Raw genomic sequence first — 20,509 nt, 5'->3', positions numbered from 1 at the left:
ACTCGCTGGATGGTCGGTTTTGACGCCTCGGAATCCCTGACGCCGTTCCGCGAAGGCAGCGGATACGGTGCGATTCTGTTCGACCGCAAACACCTGCGGCAAGCGGATCCCGACTGGTTCCTGCCTGAAAAGTGGGGCGAGCGCGCCCGGCCCGTCGACAGCGGTGGCCGGGGAGGGGCCTGGTTCATCGATGCGCCCTCCAGCCAGTGTGTGCTGCGCCACTACCGCCGCGGGGGCCTGGCCTCGCGCTTCAGCCAGGATCGCTACCTCTGGCACGGCCCGGACCGCACGCGCAGTTTCGCCGAATTCCGCCTGACCCGCGCGTTGCTGGCGCGCGGCCTGCCAGTACCGCGCCCCGTCGCCGCCAGCTACGTGCGCGACGGCATGTTCTACCGCGCCGCCATCATGGTGGAACGGTTGATGGACGTCCGCACGCTGGCCGACATCGCCTCGCAGGACGAAAGCCGGGCGCCGTGGGAAAGCACGGGCCGGTTGGTGGCGCGCTTCCACCGCGCCGGCCTGGATCACGCGGATCTCAATGCGCAGAACATCCTGTTCGATGGCGCCGGCCACGGCTGGCTGATCGATTTCGACCGTGGGCGCCTGCGGATACCGGCAACCGCGTGGCGGGAGCAGAATCTGGCGCGTCTCAAGCGCTCGCTGCTCAAGCTGCGGGGCGCGCGCAGCGTCGAACAGGTCGGCGTGGAGTTCGCCCACCTGCGTCGCGCCTACGACCACGCCTGGTCGCGGGGCTATTGAGATGACGTGGGTGCTGCGTTTTCATGGCGTAGGCAACGCCAGCGCGGTCGAACTAGGTTCGGCTATGGCCACCCTCGAACGCGGCGGCAGGCCCTGGCTGACCATCGACTGTGGTGGCGAGGGCCTGACTGCGTATCACGCGCGCTACGGCGACATGCCCGACGCCCTCTTCATCACCCACTTGCACCTGGACCACGTGGCCGGGATGGAACGGCTGTTCGTCTCGAGCTATTTCGATCCGGCACGGCGCGGCAAGGTTCGCCTGTACGTGCCCGCGCCCCTGGTCCCGCTGTTGCACCAGCGCATTGCCAGCTATCCGAACGTGCTGGCCGAGGGCGGTGCGAACTTCTGGGATGCGTTCCAGCTGGTTCCGGTGGGCGATGCGTTCTGGCACGACGGGCAGCGCCTGGAGGTGTTCCCCGTGCGTCACCATTGGCCGGAGACGGCATTCGGCCTGCGATTGCGCGGCAGCGTCGTCTGGACGGGCGACACGCGGCCGATCCCGGAGATGCTGGCGCGCCACGCGGATGCCGGTGAGTTGATCGCGCACGACTGCGGCCTGCACGGCAATCCCTCGCACAGCGGCATCGAGGATCTGGAGCGCGAATACTCGCCGGAACTGCTGGCCCGCTGCGTGCTCTACCACTACGCCAGCGCCGGCGATGGCGAGGCGCTGCGCGCGCGCGGACACCGGATTGCGATGCCTGGCGAGGGTATCGTCTTGTCGCTGCCATCGGTCGTCGCACTGCCGTGAACGCGCCGTTGCTGCCGCACGACCTGTTGAGGCGTCCTCTGCACGACCTGCGGCTGTCGGTGATCGACGCGTGCAATTTCCGTTGCGGCTACTGCATGCCGGCGGACAGGGTGCCCGAGGATTACGGCACCGACGCCTCGCAACGGCTGTCCTTCGACGAGATCGAGATCCTGGTCCGAGCTTTCGTGCGGCTCGGCATGCGCAAGCTTCGCCTGACCGGCGGCGAGCCGCTGCTGCGCAAGCGCCTGCCCGAGCTCGTCCGTCGTCTGGCCGCCATTCCCGGATTGGAGGACATCGCGCTGACCACCAACGGGGTGCTGTTGGCGCACCAGGCGCAGGCCCTGCACGACGCCGGGCTGCGGCGCATCACCGTCAGTCTGGATGCGCTGGACCCGGAGGTGTTCGCCGCGATGTCGGGCCAGCGCGGACAGGTCGGCGACGTGCTGGCCGGCATTGATGCCGCCATCGCCGCTGGGTTCTCGCGGTTGAAGATCAACGCGGTCGTGCAGCGTGGCGTCAACGAAGCGGAAGTGCTTCCGCTGGTCGAGCGTTTTCGCGGCACCGGACACGTGGTGCGCTTCATCGAGTTCATGGATGTGGGCGACAGCAACGACTGGCGGGTGGAGAAGATGGTTCCGTCATCGGTACTGCGCGATCGCATCGGCGCGCGTTGGCCGCTGCACCCGCTGCAGGCCGAGTACCGCGGCGAAGTGGCCGAGCGCTACGCATTCGACGACGGTGGCGGCGAAGTCGGTTTCGTCAGCTCGGTCAGCACCCCTTTCTGCGGCGATTGTCACCGCGCACGCGTGTCGGCGGACGGGCGGCTGTTCACCTGCCTGTTCGCCTCGGACGGCGCCGACCTGCGCGCGATCGTGGCGCAGGGGGAGGACGCGCTGGCGGCGCACGTGGCCGGTTTGTGGTCGGCGCGCGGCGATCGCTACAGCGAACTGCGAGGTCGCCCGGAAGTGCGGGACCGGCGCCGTGTCGAGATGTATCTTATCGGCGGTTGATTTGCCCCCAGGACCCGCATGCCCCGTACCGCATTGACCCACCTCGACGCCGCCGGCCGGCCCGCGATGGTGGACGTGTCAGGCAAGGCCGTCACGGCGCGCGAGGCGCGGGCGACGTGCCGCGTGCGCTTTCCCGCCGATGTCGCGCGCCAGCTGAAGCGCAACGGGCTGCGCAGCGCCAAGGGCGGCATCGTCGATACGGCGATCATCGCCGGCACGATGGCGGTCAAGCGCACGCACGAACTGATTCCGTTCTGCCACCCGTTTCCCATCGACGGCTGTCGCTTGTCCGTCGACTGGGACGGCGAGAGTGCGCTGCTGATCGAGTGCGAGGTCCGCACGGTGCACCGCACCGGCGTGGAGATGGAGGCGCTCACCGGCGCGACCGTTGCCGCGCTGACGGTGTACGACATGTGCAAGGCGCTGTCGCACGCCATCGTATTGGGCCCGGCGAAGCTGGTGGCCAAGCGCGGCGGCAAGCGCGATGTGGGGTCGCGATGAGTGTCACCCTCACCCTGCTGTACTTCGCCAGCCTGCGTGAGCGCACCGGTGTCGCAAGCGAAGCGGTGAGCACCGCAGCGGTCGACCTGGCAAATCTCTACGCGGAGATCCAGGCCCGCCACGGTATCGCGTGGCCGCGAGAACACCTGCGTGTCGCCGTCGATGGCGAATTCGCGCGCTGGCAGGATCCGCTGCGGGCAGGCAGCGAGGTCGCCTTCATCCCGCCTGTGAGCGGAGGCTGAGGCGTGCCCCGTTTCCTTCTTTCCTCGGAACCGCTGGATGTCGCCCAGCTGGGAGTCGACCTGCGCGATCCGCGCGCGGGTGGCCATGCAACGTTCGAAGGTTGGGTCCGCGACCACCATGCCGGTCGTGCGGTGGACGGACTGGACTACGAAGCGTATGGCGCACTGGCCGAGCGTGAAGGCGAGCGGATCGTCGCCGAGGCGATGGAGCGCTTCGACGTGCTGGCGGCGTGCTGTGCGCACCGCGTCGGCGCGCTGGCGATCGGCGACCTGGCGGTATGGGTCGGGGTGAGCGCCGCACATCGGGGTGCGGCATTCGATGCGTGCCGCTACATCATCGATGAAGTGAAGCAGCGCGTGCCGATCTGGAAACGCGAGCACTATCGCGAAGGAGATGCCGACTGGCTGCATCCCGTGGCGGATGGCCCATGAGCGTGCTTCGTCGATTCGTCTTGGGGCTCTTGATCGCGCTGGGGAGCGTGGGCGCGCCCGCGGCGCACTCGGCGGAACTGCTGGTTGGCAACAAGTCGGACGATACGGTCTGGCGTCTTTCCTTGCGCGATGGCCGCCGGATCGGCGAGTACCGGACTGGCGAGGCGCCGCATGAGATCGCGGTGGCGCCGGATGGGCGCCTCGCCGTAGTGACGAACTACGGCGGCGCGAAGTCGGGCAACACACTCTCGGTGCTGGATCTGGTAAGCGGCAAGCCGACGCGCACCATCGACCTGGGCCAGCACAGCGCGCCGCATGGCGTCCGCTTCCTGGCCGACGGGCGCCGCGTGCTGGTCACCACGGAGGCGACCGCCAGCCTGGTGGTCGTGGATGTGGCATCGGGCGAGGTCGAGCGCAGCATCGATGTCGGCGGCGGCACCGGGCACATGCTGGCGTTGGCGCCGGACGGGCAGGTGGCTTACCTGACCAAGATCCAGGCCGGGACAATCAGTCGGATCGACCTGGCCACGGGCGCGAGGATCGAAAAACCCGCCGGCAAGGGCGCCGAGGGCGTGGCCGTTCGGCCGGACGGCACCGAAGTCTGGGTGACCAACCGCGAGGACGGCACGCTGACCGTGCACGACCCGCGGACGCTCGCGGTCAAGCGTCGGATGAGCAGCAAGGGCTTTCCGATCCGTGTGGCCTTCTCCGCGGATGGCGCGCTGGCCTTCGTCACCAATGCGCGCGCGGCCACGCTGGCCGTGTTCAATGCGCGCACCAAGGTGCCGGTAGCGACGGTCGCGCTCTCTCGCGAGGACATGGCGTACCAGCCCACCATGCTCGGCAACGCCGCGTTGCCTATCGGCGTCGTGGTGGCCGCGGACCGCCCACGTGCCTACGTGGCCATCAGCGGCGGCGACCGTATCGCCGTGATCGATACGCAGCGTTGGCAGGTCATCGACTACTGGGTGACCGGGCGCGAACCCGACGCGTTGGGCTTCATCGACTGAATAGACTGCGCAGCGGCGCCCGAAAAGGCGGTGGCCCCGCCGGCTGGCCGCGCCCCGCGGTAGATCCGCTCCACGGAGAATGATGCCGTCGCAACGGCAGGCGCGAATGAATAACTCGCGCTTTAAAAGGCGGTGGCCCCGCCGGCTGGCCTCGGCGCCCGCATCGATCGATACCGTTGCTGCCTTCCGGCCCTGGCGGGATTTTCGACCTAGCGTCGCGAGGGGCCGACGGGGCCACCATAGAAACGAAACCGCGCCGGAGCGCGGTTCGTTGTCATCCCGACAAGGCGGGATGCATCGAATCTGGCGGAGAGAGGGGGATCGAGTCAACCCGACCCTAAGTCCTTGATTCTCCTGCAGGACGCAAACCAGGAGTGTGTCCTGTTTTGTGTCCTCGTAGTTTAGCCTGCCGACTGCTCTCCCGGCTAGCGTCCGGCTATGTGAATCCCAATCTTCCATTTCGTCTGGCCGGGAGGGCCCGAGCAGCAAGCGGATGACCCCATTTCATCTCGACCGTATCCGATTGGGGTCTTTGGGAGTGCGTGGCGCGGTTCAAGGCAGCGGGAAGACAAGCGGCTCTAAGTTGAGCTTTATGACCGGCTCTGCCGGTCGGCCCATCACGAGTTCTGGCGCCATCTGAGGAATCTGGCGCTCAAGGCGGTGGAGGGGTGGGCAGCGTGGGGCACTGTCACGTTTGGGACAGCGTAATCGATGCTCTGAAGGCGAGGAGCGTTCAGCTAGATGCCCGAATGTCCGACTGTCTACAGGTGGGTTGACGACCCTGATCAGAAGGCGCGGAGAGGGTTCTGGTCGCTCTCGAAGGGCCTTGAGGAATCTACTTAGCCCAGAAACGAAAAACCCCGGCTCTGGTCCGGGGTGGGATTTCGTGGCCTTTGCAGGGGACGTAGGCGATGCCCAGTGGAACCCGTTGCCAGCCAAGTGGATCCAGACTACCAATAGTTCGGAGCGCAGTCAAGATGCGATATCTTTGAGCTGAATAGAGGTCACCAAACCATGCCTAGAAGCGTCAAATATCGCCCCGAGATCATAGACGAACTTATTTCGCTGGGGCGTATAGCAAGCTACCGTTCAGTTTTTGGACATGAGGACGATGCGGAGCTGGTAGGGGCGTATTTATGGAACGCCAACGTGTGCGCCAACTTTTATCCACTTCTGCAACTTACGGAAGTTTCATTAAGAAATGCAATCGACAGGGCTCTCAGTGCTCAGCACCAAGGCCGATCATGGTGGGCTAGCGGAATCTTACAGTATCGCTCCTACCGGCGGGATCGTAACGCTCCAAAGGTAGTCGAGAAGATCGAAAAAAACTTTAGGTCCGCTCGCGAAAAGGTGATAACCGAGAAGCGCGCTCGCTACCGAAGTAGCGTAATCCCTTCACATCAAGAAATCTTGGCCAAGGCCGACTTCTCAACTTGGGAGTTCATCTTGGATTCTGAATTTATGGGGGATCGCTTGATCTGGCCGGCCTGCCTAGGACAAGCATTTCGTGGAGACTGGAGCGGGCGAACTCCATCGCAATTGCTTACCCACACCCGTGATCAGGTGCGCTCGATTCGGATGTTTAGGAATCGTGTGTTCCATCATGAGCCAGCCTGGAAACACTCTGGCATACGCTCCGAGACCGACGCGGTAAATTTTCTGAATGGGCGACTCAGGGCAATAACGTCAATGCTGGGGCTGATTCATCCTGAGCAGATGCGGCTCGCCGAGAAAAGCGGTCTTATTTCCTCAGTAGAGAGGGCTTGCACAGCAAATGAGCTAAAACGCTACAAACTACGAGCTCAGTATAAAAAAATCAAAACGGTGAACAAGCTGGAGTCCTTGCTCGAACTGTGTGCATCGGCTAATGAAGCTGTCTTGGTGAAATCTTATCGCGGGCGAGGCCGAAAGTTTTTGATTGTTCCGGCCTGAATAGCAGTGCTCGGAGATCCTCTTATCCTTCTCAGAACCCCGTAGCGTGTCTCCGGTGCCGATCTAGTTTCGCAGTCACTCATTCCTGCTCCGATCTTGCTGTCATCATTTGGGTGGCGAAGAAATTGTCGTTTCGCTCAACGTGCGATCACCATGTCGCCGAGCTGAAGCTGGGTTCAAATGGAAGTCAAAAGAGGCGCTTTGGCCAGTGATGACAGTGTTGCGACGAGATTACTCCAGTGATATATCCGTGAACCACGTGTCGATCTTGGTCAAGTTGATGTCTGGATTTTCCTCTTGCACCCGCTTTCTAGCCTCTCGCACGGCCGCATAGTGATCGGCCGCGTCAACTGTCTTGGATACCCTAGATTCGGGCACGATGCCGATGGTGTTGACCCAGAGTTCGACATTGAATTGCGTATACATCTCAGGCTCTCGGCTAGGCTAGGCCAAGCATTTGCTTGGCGACGGATGCACCAACCTGGCCGATGACATCCAAGCTGGCAGAACCACCGACCTTGGCCAGGCGCTCTTTGACTTTGGCCCATACCGTGTCGTCGCGTAATGCGGCGATGAAGTCATGACCAGCGGGTGAGAGGCGATTGACAACCACCGCCAAGGGGATAGTTGGATCGCTTCCACTGGATGAGTAGCGGGGTTGTGGCCCTTCCGCATAGCCGGCTCGGACAATGAGCCCTAGGTGGTAGGCAATCTGATCCCGCGTGTAGCCTTCAACGACAAGATTGTCATTGACGTAGCTATTGGCCTGTTCAAGGATCAGCATGAGCTTTCTGATCAAATCATCGTCGCGTGTCATAGTTGGCTCCTCTGTAGTGCAAGCGTCCATCTAAACTGTCGCAGGGAACGAGACGGACGGGTAGATCCAGAATGAAAGTCCCCTATCTATCACGCGCGCGAGAGGCAGCGGATCGAGCCAAGGCGCTCCTTGCTGCAGGAGTAGATGACCAGCTTCGCTATGCGGCTTTGGAGCTACGCTTTGCGATGGAGGCGTTGACCTATGACCGCGCTCAAGCCTACGCCAAGGAGATCCCACCGGAGGAGATGGCGACCTGGCAGCCGGATAAGGTGATGAAAGTGCTGTTGGAGATCGAGCCGACTGCGGATCGCAGCTACACGCTCAGGATCGGGGAAGAGCCGTATCCAGGCGGAATTCCAACGAAAATGCATACGGTGGGGACCGATACGGTATTCAGCTTGGTCGAGCTAAGAAAGCACTATCACGCAGTCGGGTCTGTGTTGCATACGCCTACGATGCAACAGATGGAGCGTGCTAAGCCGTTGGATGCCGCCAAGCTCCGGATGCGCCTCGAAGCGATCACACAGTCCCTAACCAAGTCGCTAGAGTCGCCAATCCGGAACTTTACATTCGGAAATTTTGCGAGGCTTCCGTGCAAACGGTGCGGCGAGTCGATCAGAAAACGTTTGCCGACCGGTCAGCACCCCGTAGAGGCCAAGTGCTTTTCTTGTGGCGCCCCATATCAGGTGAGCCTGCTGAATGATGGAACGGTGTGGTGGGAGCCACTAACGCGCGAGGCGAAGTGCCCCACTGAAAACTGCTCAGGAGAATTTGTGCTTTGGCTGGACGAAGTAAAAATAGGCACACATTGGTCTTGTTCTGGGTGCAAGAAGCCCTATCGCATCGAGTTTGGTATCTCTCCAGATACGGGCGCCGAATGAAGTCAATCTGAATCTGCTCGGGGCCTTCTGATTGAAGGGCCCGTGTGCGGGGTTGGTCTTGATCTTTGCAGCGGGCGGGCGATCAGCCGAAGATTCCGAGGACCACGAAGAGCGCTGTAGGCAGCATGACAATCGCTCCGATCAGCCCCATGAGACCGCACGCAGTGATGGCCCAGATCTGACCGACGTTGAAGTGGCCACCGCTCCGCTGCTGAGCTTGGGCAGCAGCGAAAGGGTGGAGGCGCTCCGCGCGCCTCCGAAGAAGACGTGAGAGCACAGGTCCGATAACGAGGCCGAACGGCCCCGTCAGAAGAACCGCAACGCAGACGCACAGCGTGAAGCGAGCCTGCGGGGTCATCACCGAGACGGTGGAGGCGGGCATGTAAGAGGTCATGATCGGCTCAGGGCTTGTGCGCCGTCCATTCGCCAGATGCTTTCGAAAAACGCACCGGTTCAATGAAAGGACGGGTCTGCGGCGTGCCAGCGATGTTGAGAACGATCGCCCCGCCGAGGTCGCAGACGACGTCATCGGTCGACTCGGCTTTTCGGCAGTTACGAACTTCGAAGTCCTTGAAGTCTTGGACTTGGACGGCGCTGCCCATTAGGCGTTCGAATTCGGCCCTCAGCGCCGCCTTCGCTTCGGCCTCGGAGGGCTGCTTACTCCCGCACGCGGTCAGGGCGAGTGCAGCAGCGATGGCAAGGGCGGCGTTGCGAAAGATGGTCATAGTCTCTTCCTTGGTGAGTTTTGAGGGTAGGGCGGTCATTTGTCGCGGTTGCCGGCCGGATCGAATCCACCGATCCACATCCGGGTGTCTCGGAAAGGCGTGAGGATTCCGGAAGGGCCGGGATAGAGGTCTTCGGCACGCAAGTAGCCCGAGACCCATGCCGCGCTCAGCGCGACCTTTCGAGCCTGCTCCGCCACGCCATCGCGGGATGTGGTGACGTTGAAGGGCTCGCGGGGTGGGGTAGGGCCGGTGGTCCGCTGATCACCAGTGGTCGGTTTCCCAGGGCGAATGCGCAGATCCACCATGAGATCTGTTGTGGCCTTCGCTCGAGCGTTGTCATTGAGCTCCACTTCTTCGCCGAGGTCGTCTCGGATGGTCAGTGGCGCGTCGGCGCAGGCTCGGAAGGTTTCCGTGGTGGACGCGATCGCGCTGGTCCAGATTCGAGCTTCCACGGTCCAGCAGGGCAGGGACGCTCCCCATTCCTTGAAGCTGAGCGCCACCCGGGGCCAGTCCAGGCGACCCATCTGGGCAGCCTGGTGGTCCTCGTTCTTGTAGAGCCCATTGATGTGGCCGGCGCCGCTGATGGGGGTGTAGAGGGGGCCGGTTTGGGCGCGGGTGCCGGTGCGAGGCTTGGCGCCGACCATTTGCTGGCCCGCGTCCTTGAGGCTGGTGCCGAGCTGGCGGAAGAAACCGGGCTTGGTCTCCCCAGTTGCCTTGTCTTGAGCGAGTGCGGGAGTAAGGGAAGCGAAGGCCAATGCCAAGAGCGCAGCAAACGCTCCGTGTCCTGCGTGTTTCATAAGAAAGCCCCTAAAAATCGTCGGCCTGACGACGTTTGCAAATATGGCAAATGCAGGGCAGGATGGGAAGCGGCAGACTGATGGGTCAGTTCATCATCCGTTGGTCTTCATGCCTGCACCGCTGCCCCCAGCTTCAACCTTCGGTCGTCGCCTTCGCGAGGCCAGGCTTGCGCGGGGGATGAACCAGGCCGCCCTGGGCGCTGTTCTCGGGCTGGAGGAAGAGAACACGGCAGCCCCAAGGATTTCGCGCTATGAGCGAGGGGACCGTATGCCGGACAACGAAAGCATGGAGAAGCTGGCCGCAGCATTGGAGCTTCCTGTTGCCTATTTTCATGCCGCGAGTGAGCCAATGGCGGAAGCCATCTTGGTGATGTCGCAACTGGCTGAAGGAGAGCAAGAGGAGTTGGTGCGTAGGATGCGTGATTTCGTGCGAGAAGGTTTGCGTTCGCGCGGAGCCTAATCGTTGTTCAAGACTCCAACGGCAGACCTGCCTGCGGCGCTGAGTCAGCCTCAACCATGAGGAGGAGGCAAAAGTCCGGTGAGGACTTGCGCTATTTTCTGAAAACCAGCCTCGTGCTTGCCGATTAGGTAGTCAAAAATCTGCTCCTGCGTGGCGATTTTCTTGTCTTTGAGGTAGTTCTCGAAGTCCTTTTCGCTAGTGAAGTTATCTCGCGTAGTGACAAAGGGGAAGTCCGGATCTTCCTGCCTCGCGGCCCAGAGTGCTTTCTCCACGCTGTTCAGTGGGATCATATGAATGCTCGGGTGCTGGGCATATTTCTCCTTGGATTGATCACCATCAAGGATCGCAATCACCTTCTCTGGTGCCGCCAAGAATTGGTCCGACTCATTGCTTTCGATGAGGCTGGCAACTTGAGAGGCTCCTCCGAGATAAATAACCTTGTAGGTTAGTAGCGTTGTTGGGCAAAACTTCTTGATCAAGTGGTGGATCAGCGAGATTAGCTTCTTATCTTCCGTGGCAATGTATCTGTCAAATCCAACGAACCCGAATAGTCTCGCCATCGCGTAGCTGTAGGACGTAGGCTTGATGGAGACATGGCCAGTGTCGCACTCCATGTAGAAGAGTTCCTCAGTCTCCAGTTGTCGCATCAGTGCGAGAGAATGAGTGGTGAATAGGATCTTGCACTCGTATTCAAAGCAAAATTCGCGCAGCCACGCGGGCAGGTTTGCCTGAGCCGCCGCGTCCAGAGAGAGGTCGATCTCGTCGATCACCAAGAGCTTCGAAGGACCCTTGATCGTCCGATAGAGGTTGATGAGGAAGTGCTCTCCGGAGCTGAGGTAGTCCTCACGGATGTAAGTCCCATCTTCCCTGACCAGAGCGTAGTAGCTCTTTCCTTTAACCTTGACTTCGGCCATCGCCGAGTAGCGGTCTGTTTCGTAGACCGAGTTAAGAAAGGCAATTAGCTCGTCGGGACGTAGGTAGGTCTTAAGAGCAATAGCTGTCCGAATGTCCGGGTCGGCATCGCTGGCGCTCTTGAAGAAGTTGAATCGGCTCCCGTATGGCATAGGGAGTTCGGCCGCGATCAGTTCGCGCAGTTCTTTCGGGATTGTTTCGTGGCAGTTGAGGGATCGAATTCCTGTGTCATAGACAAAGGTCGCCTGAGCGCCATCTAGGTCATAGACGATCCGGCTGGTCTCCGAAAAAGCGTAAGGCGTTGCCGTTCGTATGAACGTGTCTGAGCTGGAGAGGTTCCGAAGGGCTCTCACTAGGGTCGTCTTTCCGGCACCATTTCGGCCGACTAAGCACATCAGTCCGCTCTTGGATAAATCCACGTCAAGGTGGAGATGGGCGATGTGCTGGATGGCTTCAAGCGTTACTTGCAGGCAACTCATTGGGCAGACCTGCGCAGAAAACTGTCAATGACAGTGGTTCCGAACTTGCGTCTAAGTTTCTCGAGATAGGCGTGGTCGGAAGCATATGCATAGCTGACGAGGCCGCCGAGGCGCTCTAATCCTTCTTCCATTCCCTCGTCATACGTTTCCTCGAATATCCTCGACAATCGCGACCTATCCCGAAGATAAAAGTAGATCCAGGACTCGATGCGGTTTCTGACATCGCGGTCAATGGCTATCTTGCCGGTAGGGAGAATAACTAGCCCCAGAAGCTTGATCTTCCGGCCGGTTGTGGTCAGCTTGCTCTTTGCCGGGTTGAGGTTGAAGCCGTCACCCAGTTCAGTGGTGAGGCAGTCCTCAATGACGGTGCGTGCGTCCAACAGCTCGGCGCGGTCCTGTGTGGAGAGCATGATGTCGTCGGCATAGCGGGTGTAGACCCAGCCGCGTTCGGCGCTAATCTGTGCCAGCCGCTGGTCAAAGGAGAGCAAACAAGCATTGCTGAGGATCGGGGATGTGGAATAACCGATGGGGAGCTGGCCGTCGATGGTAAGAAGCTTGAGGATGTGGTCTAGGTGGTCACTAAGGTCGGCAACGGGAGTCTCGTTTTCCGCCAGGGCCTTTTGAACCAACGGAGTTGTGATGCTGTCGAAGAAGCGCTCCAGATCGGTCTGGAAGAACGCTCGGCTTTTCGCGTGCGGCTCGACTGCTTGCAGCAGTGTGGTGCCTTTGCGATATGCAAAGGAGACCGACGTATTGACAGGAAGATGCTCTAGGACAAAGCCATTTAGGAAGAGGTGAAAGTCTTTCAGTGCTCTGGATGGCTTATAGATGGTGCGGTTCTTCCAATGAACCGGGCTGTAGTTCTCTTCGGGAGAGAGCGCCAAGAATTCCTCGAAGCGGTATTTCCCGTGATACATGGCATCGAACAGCTTGCGCAACGGCTGCGGGGTCATGGATCGTCTTTCGCTCACTAAGATGAAGCGAAGCGTAGCCGATTGCCGAGGAGAACTGCGCATACGAAATGCCCGGTCGGACATGGGCCTTCGACCGGGCATACGTAAATTGATAAAACGCCGTAGGGACCAGGCATTAGACCGGAGCTACTCCTGGTCGCTGGTGTGGGGTAAACCTAGCGCGTTCTCCCTTGCTGTGCAAGCCTTCATCCCGCTATGGGCCATCCGTCAGAGGGGAGGGCGCTGGAGCTCTGTCAGCCCCTAGGTCAGCGCTCTAAGTCCATCTGGCGTCAGGGGTAGAATTTCGCGCCCCGGCCTAACTCCTTGGCGAACTGTCCCCGCTTGTAACGCGGCAGAACCACTGGCGGCTGGAACACCTCCAAGGCCTCTAGTTGTCGGGTGCGCTCGAAGGGGTTGGGCGAGTTGTTGTATTGGCCTAGCACTGGGAAGTCTTGGCGCGGTGTGTGCCCGGTTAGCGCTGCAACGTCGGCATCTGGCACGCGCCGGTGTTTCAGATACGTGGCTAGTATGTGCCTGAAGCCATGGAACCCAATGCCCTTCGGGAAACCAAGGCTCTTCATATATGTGCTGAACTGATTGAGCAGGCCTTGGCTATACCGAGCATTCGTCTCGCCTGTAGCCCGATTAACGCCTGCAGACAGGTGAGGGAACAGACGAGGGTGCCGGCACGCTTTGATGTCGTCCACGAAGTCCAGAGATCCTGCATCGAGCAGCGCTCGATGGATCGGGATCCTCCGAATGGCGGATCTTCCCTTGAGGCTCTGGCGCGATTTCTGTCCTTCGTTCCTGGCCAAATCAGCATCGACGGTTTGTTGGATCGCGATGCACCAGACATCCCCTTCTTTGACGATGTCTTTCACTTTGAGTTGGGCGATCTCATTGATGCGCGCGCCTGTATACAAACCAATCATGGGCGCCCACCAGCGATGCGGCCACTTACGCGCCCACTCGGTGAAGACGACAGGATCGAAAATCTTCTGGAGTTCGTCGTCGCTGAAGGGCCCCCGGTTGGCGCCGGATCTCTCCGGATCGCGGGTCAAATCCTTCTTGATGTCACCGAACGCCGCCATAGGAGAGTGAAGAATTGCCCTGGTGGCCATAAGGCGGTTGAAGAACGCTGTGAGGAATCGCTGATGCTTGTCCTGCGTTGACCGTGCAGCGCCAGGCACATTGAGCACCCGGCCGCGGGCAATCAGTTGGTCAAAGGACAAGCCAACGAGGTCAGGATCTGTGCCCAGTCCAGGCGGTGCCCATCGCAGCAAGTCCCACATGCGTTCGATGTGCGTATGGTCGATGCGAGAAACCGGCACGTCACCAGAAGTCAGAAGCAAGAGGTTGAGGGTGCGGGTTGATGCCTCGACGGTCCCGACCTTCAAGTGGCGACGCTTCTGATGCTTTGCGTAGTCTTCTATCTCAACGGAGAGGAGGCGCGCTGGACTGCCAACTGGCAGAGGGTCGTGGTAGCGGGTTCCGTGCTTGCCACTACGAACCCTTGCAGTCCGGTCGCACGCCGTATTGATAAGGTCTTGAGCGCTGTAAGCCGCCTCTCGTCCTTCCACAATTAGCTTCCCGATACGAATGCGGCCTATCCGGAGGTCTTCCATGACCAGCGAGCCGGAGGGCTTATCGATGTAGGCCTGCAGTGATTTAGCGTAGGGGTTCGTCACGTCTTGCTTCCATTGTTCCAATGGAAGTAGTCATACGGCGGCCAAAAAAATCGTCAATGCGAAAAGCCTGTTTATTTTTTTCCTTAGGCAAACGCTTGAGACGTGGATCCTTCACCGCTGGCGGGGTATCTGCACTCGTAGTGATTCGGGAGCCAAGTTCAATTGATACAGGCACTTGCACGAAGCGGTGTGTTGGAATTTTCAGTCATTTGCATACTGTTTAACTGCTATAAACTAACAACTGGCGTGACTAAGTTAGGAAAGATCTGTACGGCAGGTAAATAATGACGCGCTTTCTCTTCGTCGGGTCTGCAGTTCTCAGGATTTGCGACGGGCTGTCGCTAACGTGATCCTCGCATAGACCCTTAGTCTGGAGAGCATCCGATGACCACAGGCACCATTTCCGTAAAATGCCGCTGCGGCAGCGACAAGTTCAATGTTCCGAGCACCCGACGGCCCTCGGACACGATTTCCTGTGCGAGGTGCGGGGCTACCGGAAAGTATGGGGACGTGACGCGGACCGCCAGAACCCAAGCCAAGGCCGCGGTGGAGAAGCAGCTCAAAGACGCCTTCAAGAAGGCGGGCTTCAAGCTTAAGTGAGTGGCCTCCCAGTCGGGAGCGGCGCGGCAGCTTGGGGAAGCTAGGTAAGGTTTTGTGGGTCGATGCAGCTGTTGCTGCGTGACCCGAAGCAGACGTTAGGCGGCACGGTAGGTCAATCCTCTGAAACTTCCGAAGTAAGGAGTCCACGTATGGCCATCAAGCCTGGTCCAAAGCCAATTGCAAAATCGACGGGGAAGCCCGATCAGCGGCGCCGGGATAACAAGGAGACGCCCGGCAACACACCCTCTCTCAAGCCTCATAAGCACAAGAAAGGCAGCTAAGAAGGACGCATTACTCAACGAGCGTGCCGCCTAACGTCTCGGCACTCTTCAGGGTTTCGTTCCGTGTGTGGCCACTGTTTGCATTTGATACGTTAACAATTGGGCGCTCTGACGGCCAACCAAAGCGGCCTTGCTTCCTGCTGGCCGCAGTTCGCTGCTCGCTCGTTTAGATAGCCTGAAAGGTCGGCGGCCCCACTGCCTGGCTGCTTTAGAGTTGAATTTCATCAGGTGCTAGGTGTAACCATATCGCGTTGACAAGAGCTTCCAGCGTGGGAGAGCTTGTTCCCTTATCTTTCGCACAGGTAAGCACGCGATGCATGACCTCCGGTATTTTGTGAGTCTCTCTACTGGGTGTTAAGCCAAATGGTTCGCATGCTTCTCCCAGGCATTGCGAATGTAGGTCATTTCCTAGCTCTAGAATCAGTGTTGATTCAAGTGTGTCTTCAAAATAAGCGTAGTTTTTGGCTATGCGAGTGGAGAGAGGTTCATCATATTTGGCATGGGCATCTGCCAAATGAAGGAGCGCGGTATTTGCCACTGGCTCTTTCTTGTTCAGATCGCAGTCCCAGACTAAAAAGGTCGGAATCTCTAGCTCCGTGAAGACTGCGTAGGGCCTGTCAAGATTAAGCTTGCCCTCGACGGGAAGGATGGCGATGCCCGCTGCATGGAAGTCGAGGCCTAGCAGTCGCGCACATGCTTGAAGTGCCGATCGGTCGCTTCTACCCTCGACCAACACGACACCGTTGGCAAAGAAGCCCTCTGAGAGTTCCGTCCCGAGGATATGCAGTCTTGGGGTAAGGGTTGCTGCCGTCCAAGTTCCTGGCGCCTTGTTGTTTGCTTTTTCTAGGCGCGAAGCAACGTTGGCAAGGCTCAACGAAGTCAAATGCGCATGCTTGAACTTGCTATCGGCCGATTTCAACCGTCGAGCAAGCCGCACCTCGTTGGCTCGTTCCATCGCAACGAACATGGGTGAGTGCGAGCCAAAAATGATCTGGGTTGGCCCAGTTGCGCCTGGCAGACTTCCGGTGCTCAAGCCTCTCAGGACGCTCGCTAAGTGACGCTGTTTGGTCGGATGTTGGTATAGCTCCGGCTCCTCAATGGCTAAGATGAGGCTTGGAGCCGCTAGTGGTGTCGTTTGGCCTGTTTCCTCCGTAGTCTCTTCTTCGGTCGCCGGAGTCTGATGGCTGGTCTTCGCCAAATGCTGCAAGAGCGTGAAAACAAAGGCACGCTGTAGCCCGTGACCTTGGCGGTCAACAGGGCCACCGAAACCTTCATCACTCAATGAAACGTCTGCGGCAGGCAGGGGCACTGCGATATCCGCTACATCTCGCCAGGTGAGGCCCACAGCAGCGTCTCGATACAGGCTTTTGAGGTCGCCGGTTAAGCGGTTCGCGAGTTCTCCGAGTTCGGGCATGTTTGCAGGCGCGACCAGAGCGCGATAGCGAGCTGTCACCTCCTCTTGAAAAGCCTGCACATCCTTGCGCTGAAGAATGGCGCTGCGAACAACGATCTCAAGCAGTCGCCCGATGGCGCTGGATTTTCCATCGGCTGCATCGAGCGAAGCTTCTCTAACCGCTGGAACGAAGACAAAACTTGTATGGCGCTGTAGCGCCCCACGTCCAGCATTCTGGAATCCGAAGAACTGGCCGTCGTCCCTCAGTAGGGCCAGCGAATCCGGATGGGCGAGCTCCCACTCCTGTAGAAATGCTTCGATTTGCCCAGCACTCGTGACACTGGGAAGCTCGGCGTAAGCGGCGGTCCCCTCTTTGAGCGCCTTGTAGGCAGATCGCTTCTCAGTTGCGCCACCGATGGCGCGTATAGCAGAGAAGTCTGGATTTTGGAGAGTCGATCCGTAGTAGCGACCCGAGGAGGCCGTCCCATCGAAAACTCTCGATACCGTCAAGGTTCCATCACGAACCCTGCTTTCAAAGGTCTCTTGCTCCCCGGCACTTAACGCCCCGAAGGTCAGCTCAATCTCCACGGGTAGAGTGATGTCGCGGCCGAAGTAGTCATCTTGGTCGAGCACTTTGCTCGTGGAGTAGAACTTCTCAAGAGCCTTGAGGATGCTTGACTTACCTGCGCCATTGCCGCCGATCAGCGCGGTGTGAGCCTCAAAGTCAATGGAAACATCACGCAAAGAGCGGAAGTTTTTGATGCGTGCTCTCAGTAGCTGCATGGAGCAATGCCTCCCAGTCCGTATGAGATTGTTTATCCTTGGCGCTAGTGAGTGGTCGAGCTAGAGCTCGCAATAGATTGTCAGCATGTCCCGGTCTCCTTTCCTATAGCCAGGCCTTGGTGCCTCAGACCGGGTCGTAGAAAGATGCGCGGAGAAGCTCTTGTCTATGAGCATCATCTTCCAGCCGGATCTTTCGCCGCTCACAGACCCGCCGCTCACTTGGTAGACCCGCATGCAAAGCTCCCCGGTTTTGCTCGTTCCGACGGCATGGACCTCTACCAAACGTGAGAAACCATCGTAACGGAGCTCAAGGCACAGCCTGCTCTCAATCGCCGACACCGCCGCATCCTTGGACATCATCCTTCCCCCCGTTGCTATCCGGTTTATGGTGTTGGGGGCAACGCCGTCAAGTTCTCGTCGCACCATGACGCCGGCCTGCCCCCAGTGCTGATTGCATCACATTTCTTTGTGGTGTGCTGCCCTTGTCGAGACGGCGGCCTAAACGGGTCCGAGAAGGGGGTAGGCGGGGTGCTTGGTTTCAGTGGCGTTTGAGTCGCTCGGAGCCCTTCGCGTGAATGAGTTCACGCATGTTCTCGTCGTTCCTACGAGCAGTGTGCTCTAACAGTGCGCCCACAATTTCCTCATCGTCCAATGCGTGGGCGCCGACCAGAAAAATTAGTTCGGCTACGCGTTTCCGTCGTTTCATCTCCTCCCGCTTAGCTTTTCCTTGCGCCTTTGCTTCGCGTCGCTGGTGGGCCAACAGAGTCCTCGCTTGAAGCTGGGTCAAGCGTTCTGTGGCTCGTTGAATTTGATCGCGATAGTGCTCTGTTGCGGTCATGCGTGTCTCCCTCGGTTTTGGTATTGAGTCAATCAGGGAAAAGCGGCTTGTCAAGTTCTGACCGGCTTCGAGAATTTGAAATTCGCGGAATCGTCTAATACTGAAAAACAGGGCGTAAAGGAAATAAGCAAGAGCGCACTTAGGCAATGTCTACGACATTGCGTGCGCAAAGGGCTTCGCCCCTTGGACCCCAGGCGCGATGCGCTTGCCAAAGTCAAAAGCCACGGCATAAAGGGCAGAGCACATCTCGGAGCCCGCATGGCCATTTTCCACTCTCGCGTTAAAACGTTTAGTCGCGCTCGTGGTGACTCATCCGTTGCTGCCGCTGCCTATCGCGGCGGTCTTTTCTTGATCGACCACCTTACGGGAAAGCACCACGACTATCGGCGGCGTGGGGGAGTGGTTGAGACTTTCTGCATTGTTCCTGAGGATGCCCCAGATTGGGCTGTAGTCCCCAGCGAGCTTTGGTCCGCAGCGGAGGCGGCTGAGACGCGGCGGAACTCGACCGTCGCAAGAGAGTTCGAGGTGGCGTTACCGCATGAGCTCAACGATGAACGACGCTCCGATCTGGCGGAGGCTATTGGTCACGCGCTGGTAGGCCGCTACGGCTTCGCCTTGCAAGCCAGCATCCACTCCCCCGGTTCCAGGGACGGCTTGAATCATCACGTCCACTTGCTGGCGACCACTCGCCGCCTCACCAGTGAAGGCTTTGGCGAAAAGACCCGAGAGCTCGATGGTGGTGTATCTGGCAAGACCGAGATCGAATGGGTGCGGAAGACTATCGCGTCAACCATAAATGAGCACTTGGCGTCCGCAGGATTTGATATCCGTATCGACCATCGTCGGCTGGAAGTCCAAGCAGAATCCGCCATGGAGCGAGGTGCGTGGGGAGAAGCGATAGCATTGTCACGCACGCCCACTAAGCACGTGGGAAGGACGGCTTCGGCACTTGAGCGCAAAGGAGTCATGACCGACAGGGCGGCAGACAATGCGCGCGTCGTCCTGGAGAACGAAGAGGCATTTGAACGCCTGCTTGAAAAGGCTATGAAAGAGGGCAGGGCTGCTCCAGTGCCGGCTGGACACAGTCAAGCGCAAGCGCAAAAGGATGGCCAAGAACGAGGGTCCCCTCATCAGCTTCCCGTCTCGCCTGTGCGTGGACTGGTAGTTCATGGCATCAGCGGCATCCGAGCATCTAGCCTTGTGGGCAGGGGTGTGCATGTCGAAGCCCAACCCGGCCCTCAGCGCTCAATCAGAGACCTGCTGGCCATTGCCGCTCAGGAGTTGGCTGAGATCTTTGCGGTTCGTCAGAATCTCGCTCTGACTACAACGCGCCAGCTGTTGGGCCAGCTAAGAAATCGAATCGAGGCGATTGGAGATGACGCCAGCCTTCGTCGCGACCTCAACGGGTTGCTTAACGGGCTGGGGCGGCTCAAGCGTCGTTTGATGCGATTTTCAAGTCGATTGGCCGCACTGCGAAGAGCAGAGCAGCTCTTCCATATGGCAGAGCAGTCTTGGGAGAGGTTTGACGCTGATTTCCCTAGAACCGGAGGCGTTTGGTCTACGCAGGAATGGGAGCGACGTCGGGCCAGGCGGTTGGCCGCGCTGCAGAAACGAACGGTGGAGCTTAGAGGTGCCAGGGAGGTAACTTCTGATTTGGCTGAAGCCGCATGCGAGGAAGAAGTTCTAGCGGCGGCGGCTCAGTTGGAGCAATTGAGCGAGCAAGTCTCTAAGCGCCAGGGCCATAGGGCCGAATACGAAACGGCGGAAAGGGTGGCTCTTCCTGGAAATGCCGTCAGGGCTCGTCGCCCTCGCTTGTGAATGTCAGAAGGCCCCGTGGAGACGGGGCCTTCGCAATAAAGTGTCAGTGCATGGTTGGCTTCTTACGGCCGCCTGTAGATGGCTCCGGAAAGGTTTTCCGAGCACGCGTTGCACGCCACTGCTCTAGGTTCGGAGGAATGACCGGAAGAGCCTCGCGATCGGTCACTGTTTTGCGAACTCGCACGTTTGGTGGAGTGGGCAGTGGAACGTGGGCTTGGCCTGTCGGGAAATCACTGCCTCGACGTCGCATCAGCTCAGCAGCAACGTCCAAGCAGTGCTGGATGTCATCCATGCGGTCGGAAAGCTGCCGTGTGGAATGCTGACCAAGAAGATGGCCGAGCAGGCCGCTGGCAATGCGAAGTTGAATGTCGTCGGGCATGAAAACTCCTGAAGGGTGAGGGGAGCATTCATAAAAGCAGATGGAGGAATCAACACAAGCTGATA

Annotated in this window: 22 protein-coding genes and 1 other RNA gene; 11 read left to right on the top strand and 12 right to left on the bottom strand. The window is 59.4% G+C overall.

Features of this window, described 5'->3' with window-relative positions:
- Positions 1 to 9: 9 nt before the first annotated feature.
- The 7 genes from BM365_RS03915 to BM365_RS03885 are packed head-to-tail and all read left to right on the top strand — an operon-like array spanning position 10 to position 4,708.
- Complete coding sequence (locus BM365_RS03915; RefSeq protein ID WP_093486777.1) at positions 10 to 759, top strand: 3-deoxy-D-manno-octulosonic acid kinase; 750 nt, start codon at positions 10 to 12, stop codon at positions 757 to 759.
- A 1-nt stretch (position 760) separates the two neighbouring features.
- Positions 761 to 1,513, top strand: coding sequence for an MBL fold metallo-hydrolase (locus BM365_RS03910; RefSeq protein ID WP_093486775.1), 753 nt, complete (start codon positions 761 to 763; stop codon positions 1,511 to 1,513).
- A complete protein-coding gene (gene moaA, locus BM365_RS03905) occupies positions 1,510 to 2,523 on the top strand; it encodes a GTP 3',8-cyclase MoaA (protein ID WP_233210768.1) in 1,014 nt (337 codons plus the stop codon). The genes BM365_RS03910 and moaA overlap by 4 nt, the downstream gene beginning before the upstream one ends.
- A gap of 18 nt (positions 2,524 to 2,541) precedes the next feature.
- Complete coding sequence (gene moaC / locus BM365_RS03900; protein WP_093486771.1) at positions 2,542 to 3,024, top strand: cyclic pyranopterin monophosphate synthase MoaC; 483 nt, start codon at positions 2,542 to 2,544, stop codon at positions 3,022 to 3,024.
- Positions 3,021 to 3,266 (top strand): molybdopterin converting factor subunit 1, encoded by a 246-nt coding sequence (moaD, locus tag BM365_RS03895; RefSeq protein WP_093486769.1) that lies wholly within the window; start codon positions 3,021 to 3,023, stop codon positions 3,264 to 3,266. The genes moaC and moaD overlap by 4 nt, the downstream gene beginning before the upstream one ends.
- 33 nt (positions 3,267 to 3,299) lie before the next feature.
- Complete coding sequence (locus BM365_RS03890; RefSeq protein ID WP_233210856.1) at positions 3,300 to 3,698, top strand: molybdenum cofactor biosynthesis protein MoaE; 399 nt, start codon at positions 3,300 to 3,302, stop codon at positions 3,696 to 3,698.
- A complete protein-coding gene (locus BM365_RS03885) occupies positions 3,695 to 4,708 on the top strand; it encodes a beta-propeller fold lactonase family protein (protein WP_093486765.1) in 1,014 nt (337 codons plus the stop codon). Before BM365_RS03890 ends, BM365_RS03885 begins: the two co-directional genes overlap by 4 nt.
- A 135-nt stretch (positions 4,709 to 4,843) precedes the next feature.
- Here BM365_RS03885 and ffs read toward each other — a convergent pair.
- Positions 4,844 to 4,940: signal recognition particle sRNA small type (gene ffs, locus BM365_RS03880), an RNA gene on the bottom strand.
- Between the two features lie 782 nt (positions 4,941 to 5,722).
- On the opposite strand from ffs, the gene BM365_RS03875 reads away from it, so the two are divergent.
- Positions 5,723 to 6,640, top strand: coding sequence for an Abi family protein (locus BM365_RS03875; RefSeq protein WP_093486763.1), 918 nt, complete (start codon positions 5,723 to 5,725; stop codon positions 6,638 to 6,640).
- A 231-nt stretch (positions 6,641 to 6,871) separates the two neighbouring features.
- On the opposite strand, the gene BM365_RS03870 is transcribed toward BM365_RS03875, so the two are convergent.
- Positions 6,872 to 7,066 carry a hypothetical protein gene (locus tag BM365_RS03870; protein WP_093486761.1) on the bottom strand — a complete coding sequence of 65 codons (195 nt, stop codon included), beginning with the start codon at positions 7,064 to 7,066 and terminating at the stop codon, positions 6,872 to 6,874.
- 13 nt (positions 7,067 to 7,079) lie between these two features.
- Entirely contained in the window at positions 7,080 to 7,457 is a 378-nt protein-coding gene (locus tag BM365_RS03865) for a DUF2513 domain-containing protein (protein ID WP_158253448.1), read from the bottom strand.
- Positions 7,458 to 7,528: 71 nt separating this feature from the next.
- Here BM365_RS03865 and BM365_RS03860 point away from each other — a divergent pair, with 71 nt between their 5' ends.
- Complete coding sequence (locus BM365_RS03860; RefSeq protein ID WP_139227313.1) at positions 7,529 to 8,338, top strand: DUF4398 domain-containing protein; 810 nt, start codon at positions 7,529 to 7,531, stop codon at positions 8,336 to 8,338.
- 82 nt (positions 8,339 to 8,420) lie between these two features.
- Here BM365_RS03860 and BM365_RS03855 read toward each other — a convergent pair whose 3' ends face one another.
- The 3 genes from BM365_RS03855 to BM365_RS03845 are packed head-to-tail and all read right to left on the bottom strand — an operon-like array spanning position 8,421 to position 9,860.
- Entirely contained in the window at positions 8,421 to 8,732 is a 312-nt protein-coding gene (locus tag BM365_RS03855) for a hypothetical protein (RefSeq protein ID WP_093486755.1), read from the bottom strand.
- Positions 8,733 to 8,739: 7 nt separating this feature from the next.
- Positions 8,740 to 9,063: a hypothetical protein gene (locus tag BM365_RS03850; RefSeq protein ID WP_139227311.1), complete on the bottom strand. Its 324-nt coding sequence runs from the start codon at positions 9,061 to 9,063 to the stop codon at positions 8,740 to 8,742.
- A 35-nt stretch (positions 9,064 to 9,098) separates the two neighbouring features.
- Positions 9,099 to 9,860 carry a hypothetical protein gene (locus BM365_RS03845; RefSeq protein ID WP_093486751.1) on the bottom strand — a complete coding sequence of 254 codons (762 nt, stop codon included), beginning with the start codon at positions 9,858 to 9,860 and terminating at the stop codon, positions 9,099 to 9,101.
- A gap of 109 nt (positions 9,861 to 9,969) precedes the next feature.
- On the opposite strand from BM365_RS03845, the gene BM365_RS03840 reads away from it, so the two are divergent.
- Positions 9,970 to 10,320: a helix-turn-helix domain-containing protein gene (locus BM365_RS03840; RefSeq protein WP_093489463.1), complete on the top strand. Its 351-nt coding sequence runs from the start codon at positions 9,970 to 9,972 to the stop codon at positions 10,318 to 10,320.
- Positions 10,321 to 10,370: 50 nt separating this feature from the next.
- Here BM365_RS03840 and BM365_RS03835 read toward each other — a convergent pair whose 3' ends face one another.
- From BM365_RS03835 to BM365_RS03805, 5 genes are all read right to left on the bottom strand, one after another.
- On the bottom strand, positions 10,371 to 11,711 hold the full coding sequence (locus BM365_RS03835; RefSeq protein WP_093486749.1) for an AAA family ATPase: 1,341 nt from the start codon (positions 11,709 to 11,711) through the stop codon (positions 10,371 to 10,373).
- Positions 11,708 to 12,664: a reverse transcriptase family protein gene (locus BM365_RS03830; RefSeq protein WP_093486747.1), complete on the bottom strand. Its 957-nt coding sequence runs from the start codon at positions 12,662 to 12,664 to the stop codon at positions 11,708 to 11,710. The genes BM365_RS03835 and BM365_RS03830 overlap by 4 nt, the downstream gene beginning before the upstream one ends.
- A 290-nt stretch (positions 12,665 to 12,954) precedes the next feature.
- Positions 12,955 to 14,352: a site-specific integrase gene (locus tag BM365_RS03825; protein WP_093489461.1), complete on the bottom strand. Its 1,398-nt coding sequence runs from the start codon at positions 14,350 to 14,352 to the stop codon at positions 12,955 to 12,957.
- Positions 14,353 to 15,441: 1,089 nt separating this feature from the next.
- Positions 15,442 to 17,409, bottom strand: a complete 1,968-nt coding sequence (locus BM365_RS03815; RefSeq protein ID WP_093486743.1) for an ATP-dependent nuclease — start codon at positions 17,407 to 17,409, stop codon at positions 15,442 to 15,444.
- Positions 17,410 to 17,947: 538 nt separating this feature from the next.
- Positions 17,948 to 18,247 carry a conjugal transfer protein TraD gene (locus tag BM365_RS03805; RefSeq protein WP_093486739.1) on the bottom strand — a complete coding sequence of 100 codons (300 nt, stop codon included), beginning with the start codon at positions 18,245 to 18,247 and terminating at the stop codon, positions 17,948 to 17,950.
- A 258-nt stretch (positions 18,248 to 18,505) separates the two neighbouring features.
- Here BM365_RS03805 and BM365_RS03800 point away from each other — a divergent pair, with 258 nt between their 5' ends.
- Positions 18,506 to 20,065: a MobA/MobL family protein gene (locus BM365_RS03800; protein WP_093486737.1), complete on the top strand. Its 1,560-nt coding sequence runs from the start codon at positions 18,506 to 18,508 to the stop codon at positions 20,063 to 20,065.
- A 43-nt stretch (positions 20,066 to 20,108) separates the two neighbouring features.
- On the opposite strand, the gene BM365_RS17730 is transcribed toward BM365_RS03800, so the two are convergent.
- Positions 20,109 to 20,444 carry a hypothetical protein gene (locus BM365_RS17730; protein WP_139227307.1) on the bottom strand — a complete coding sequence of 112 codons (336 nt, stop codon included), beginning with the start codon at positions 20,442 to 20,444 and terminating at the stop codon, positions 20,109 to 20,111.
- Between the last annotated feature and the right edge of the window lie 65 nt (positions 20,445 to 20,509).

This window comes from Pseudoxanthomonas sp. YR558, assembly GCF_900116385.1.
In the GTDB taxonomy this organism is placed as follows: Bacteria; Pseudomonadota; Gammaproteobacteria; order Xanthomonadales; family Xanthomonadaceae; genus Pseudoxanthomonas_A.
Note: the sequence above shows the minus strand (reverse complement) of the source record. Positions and strands in the feature narration are given on the sequence as shown.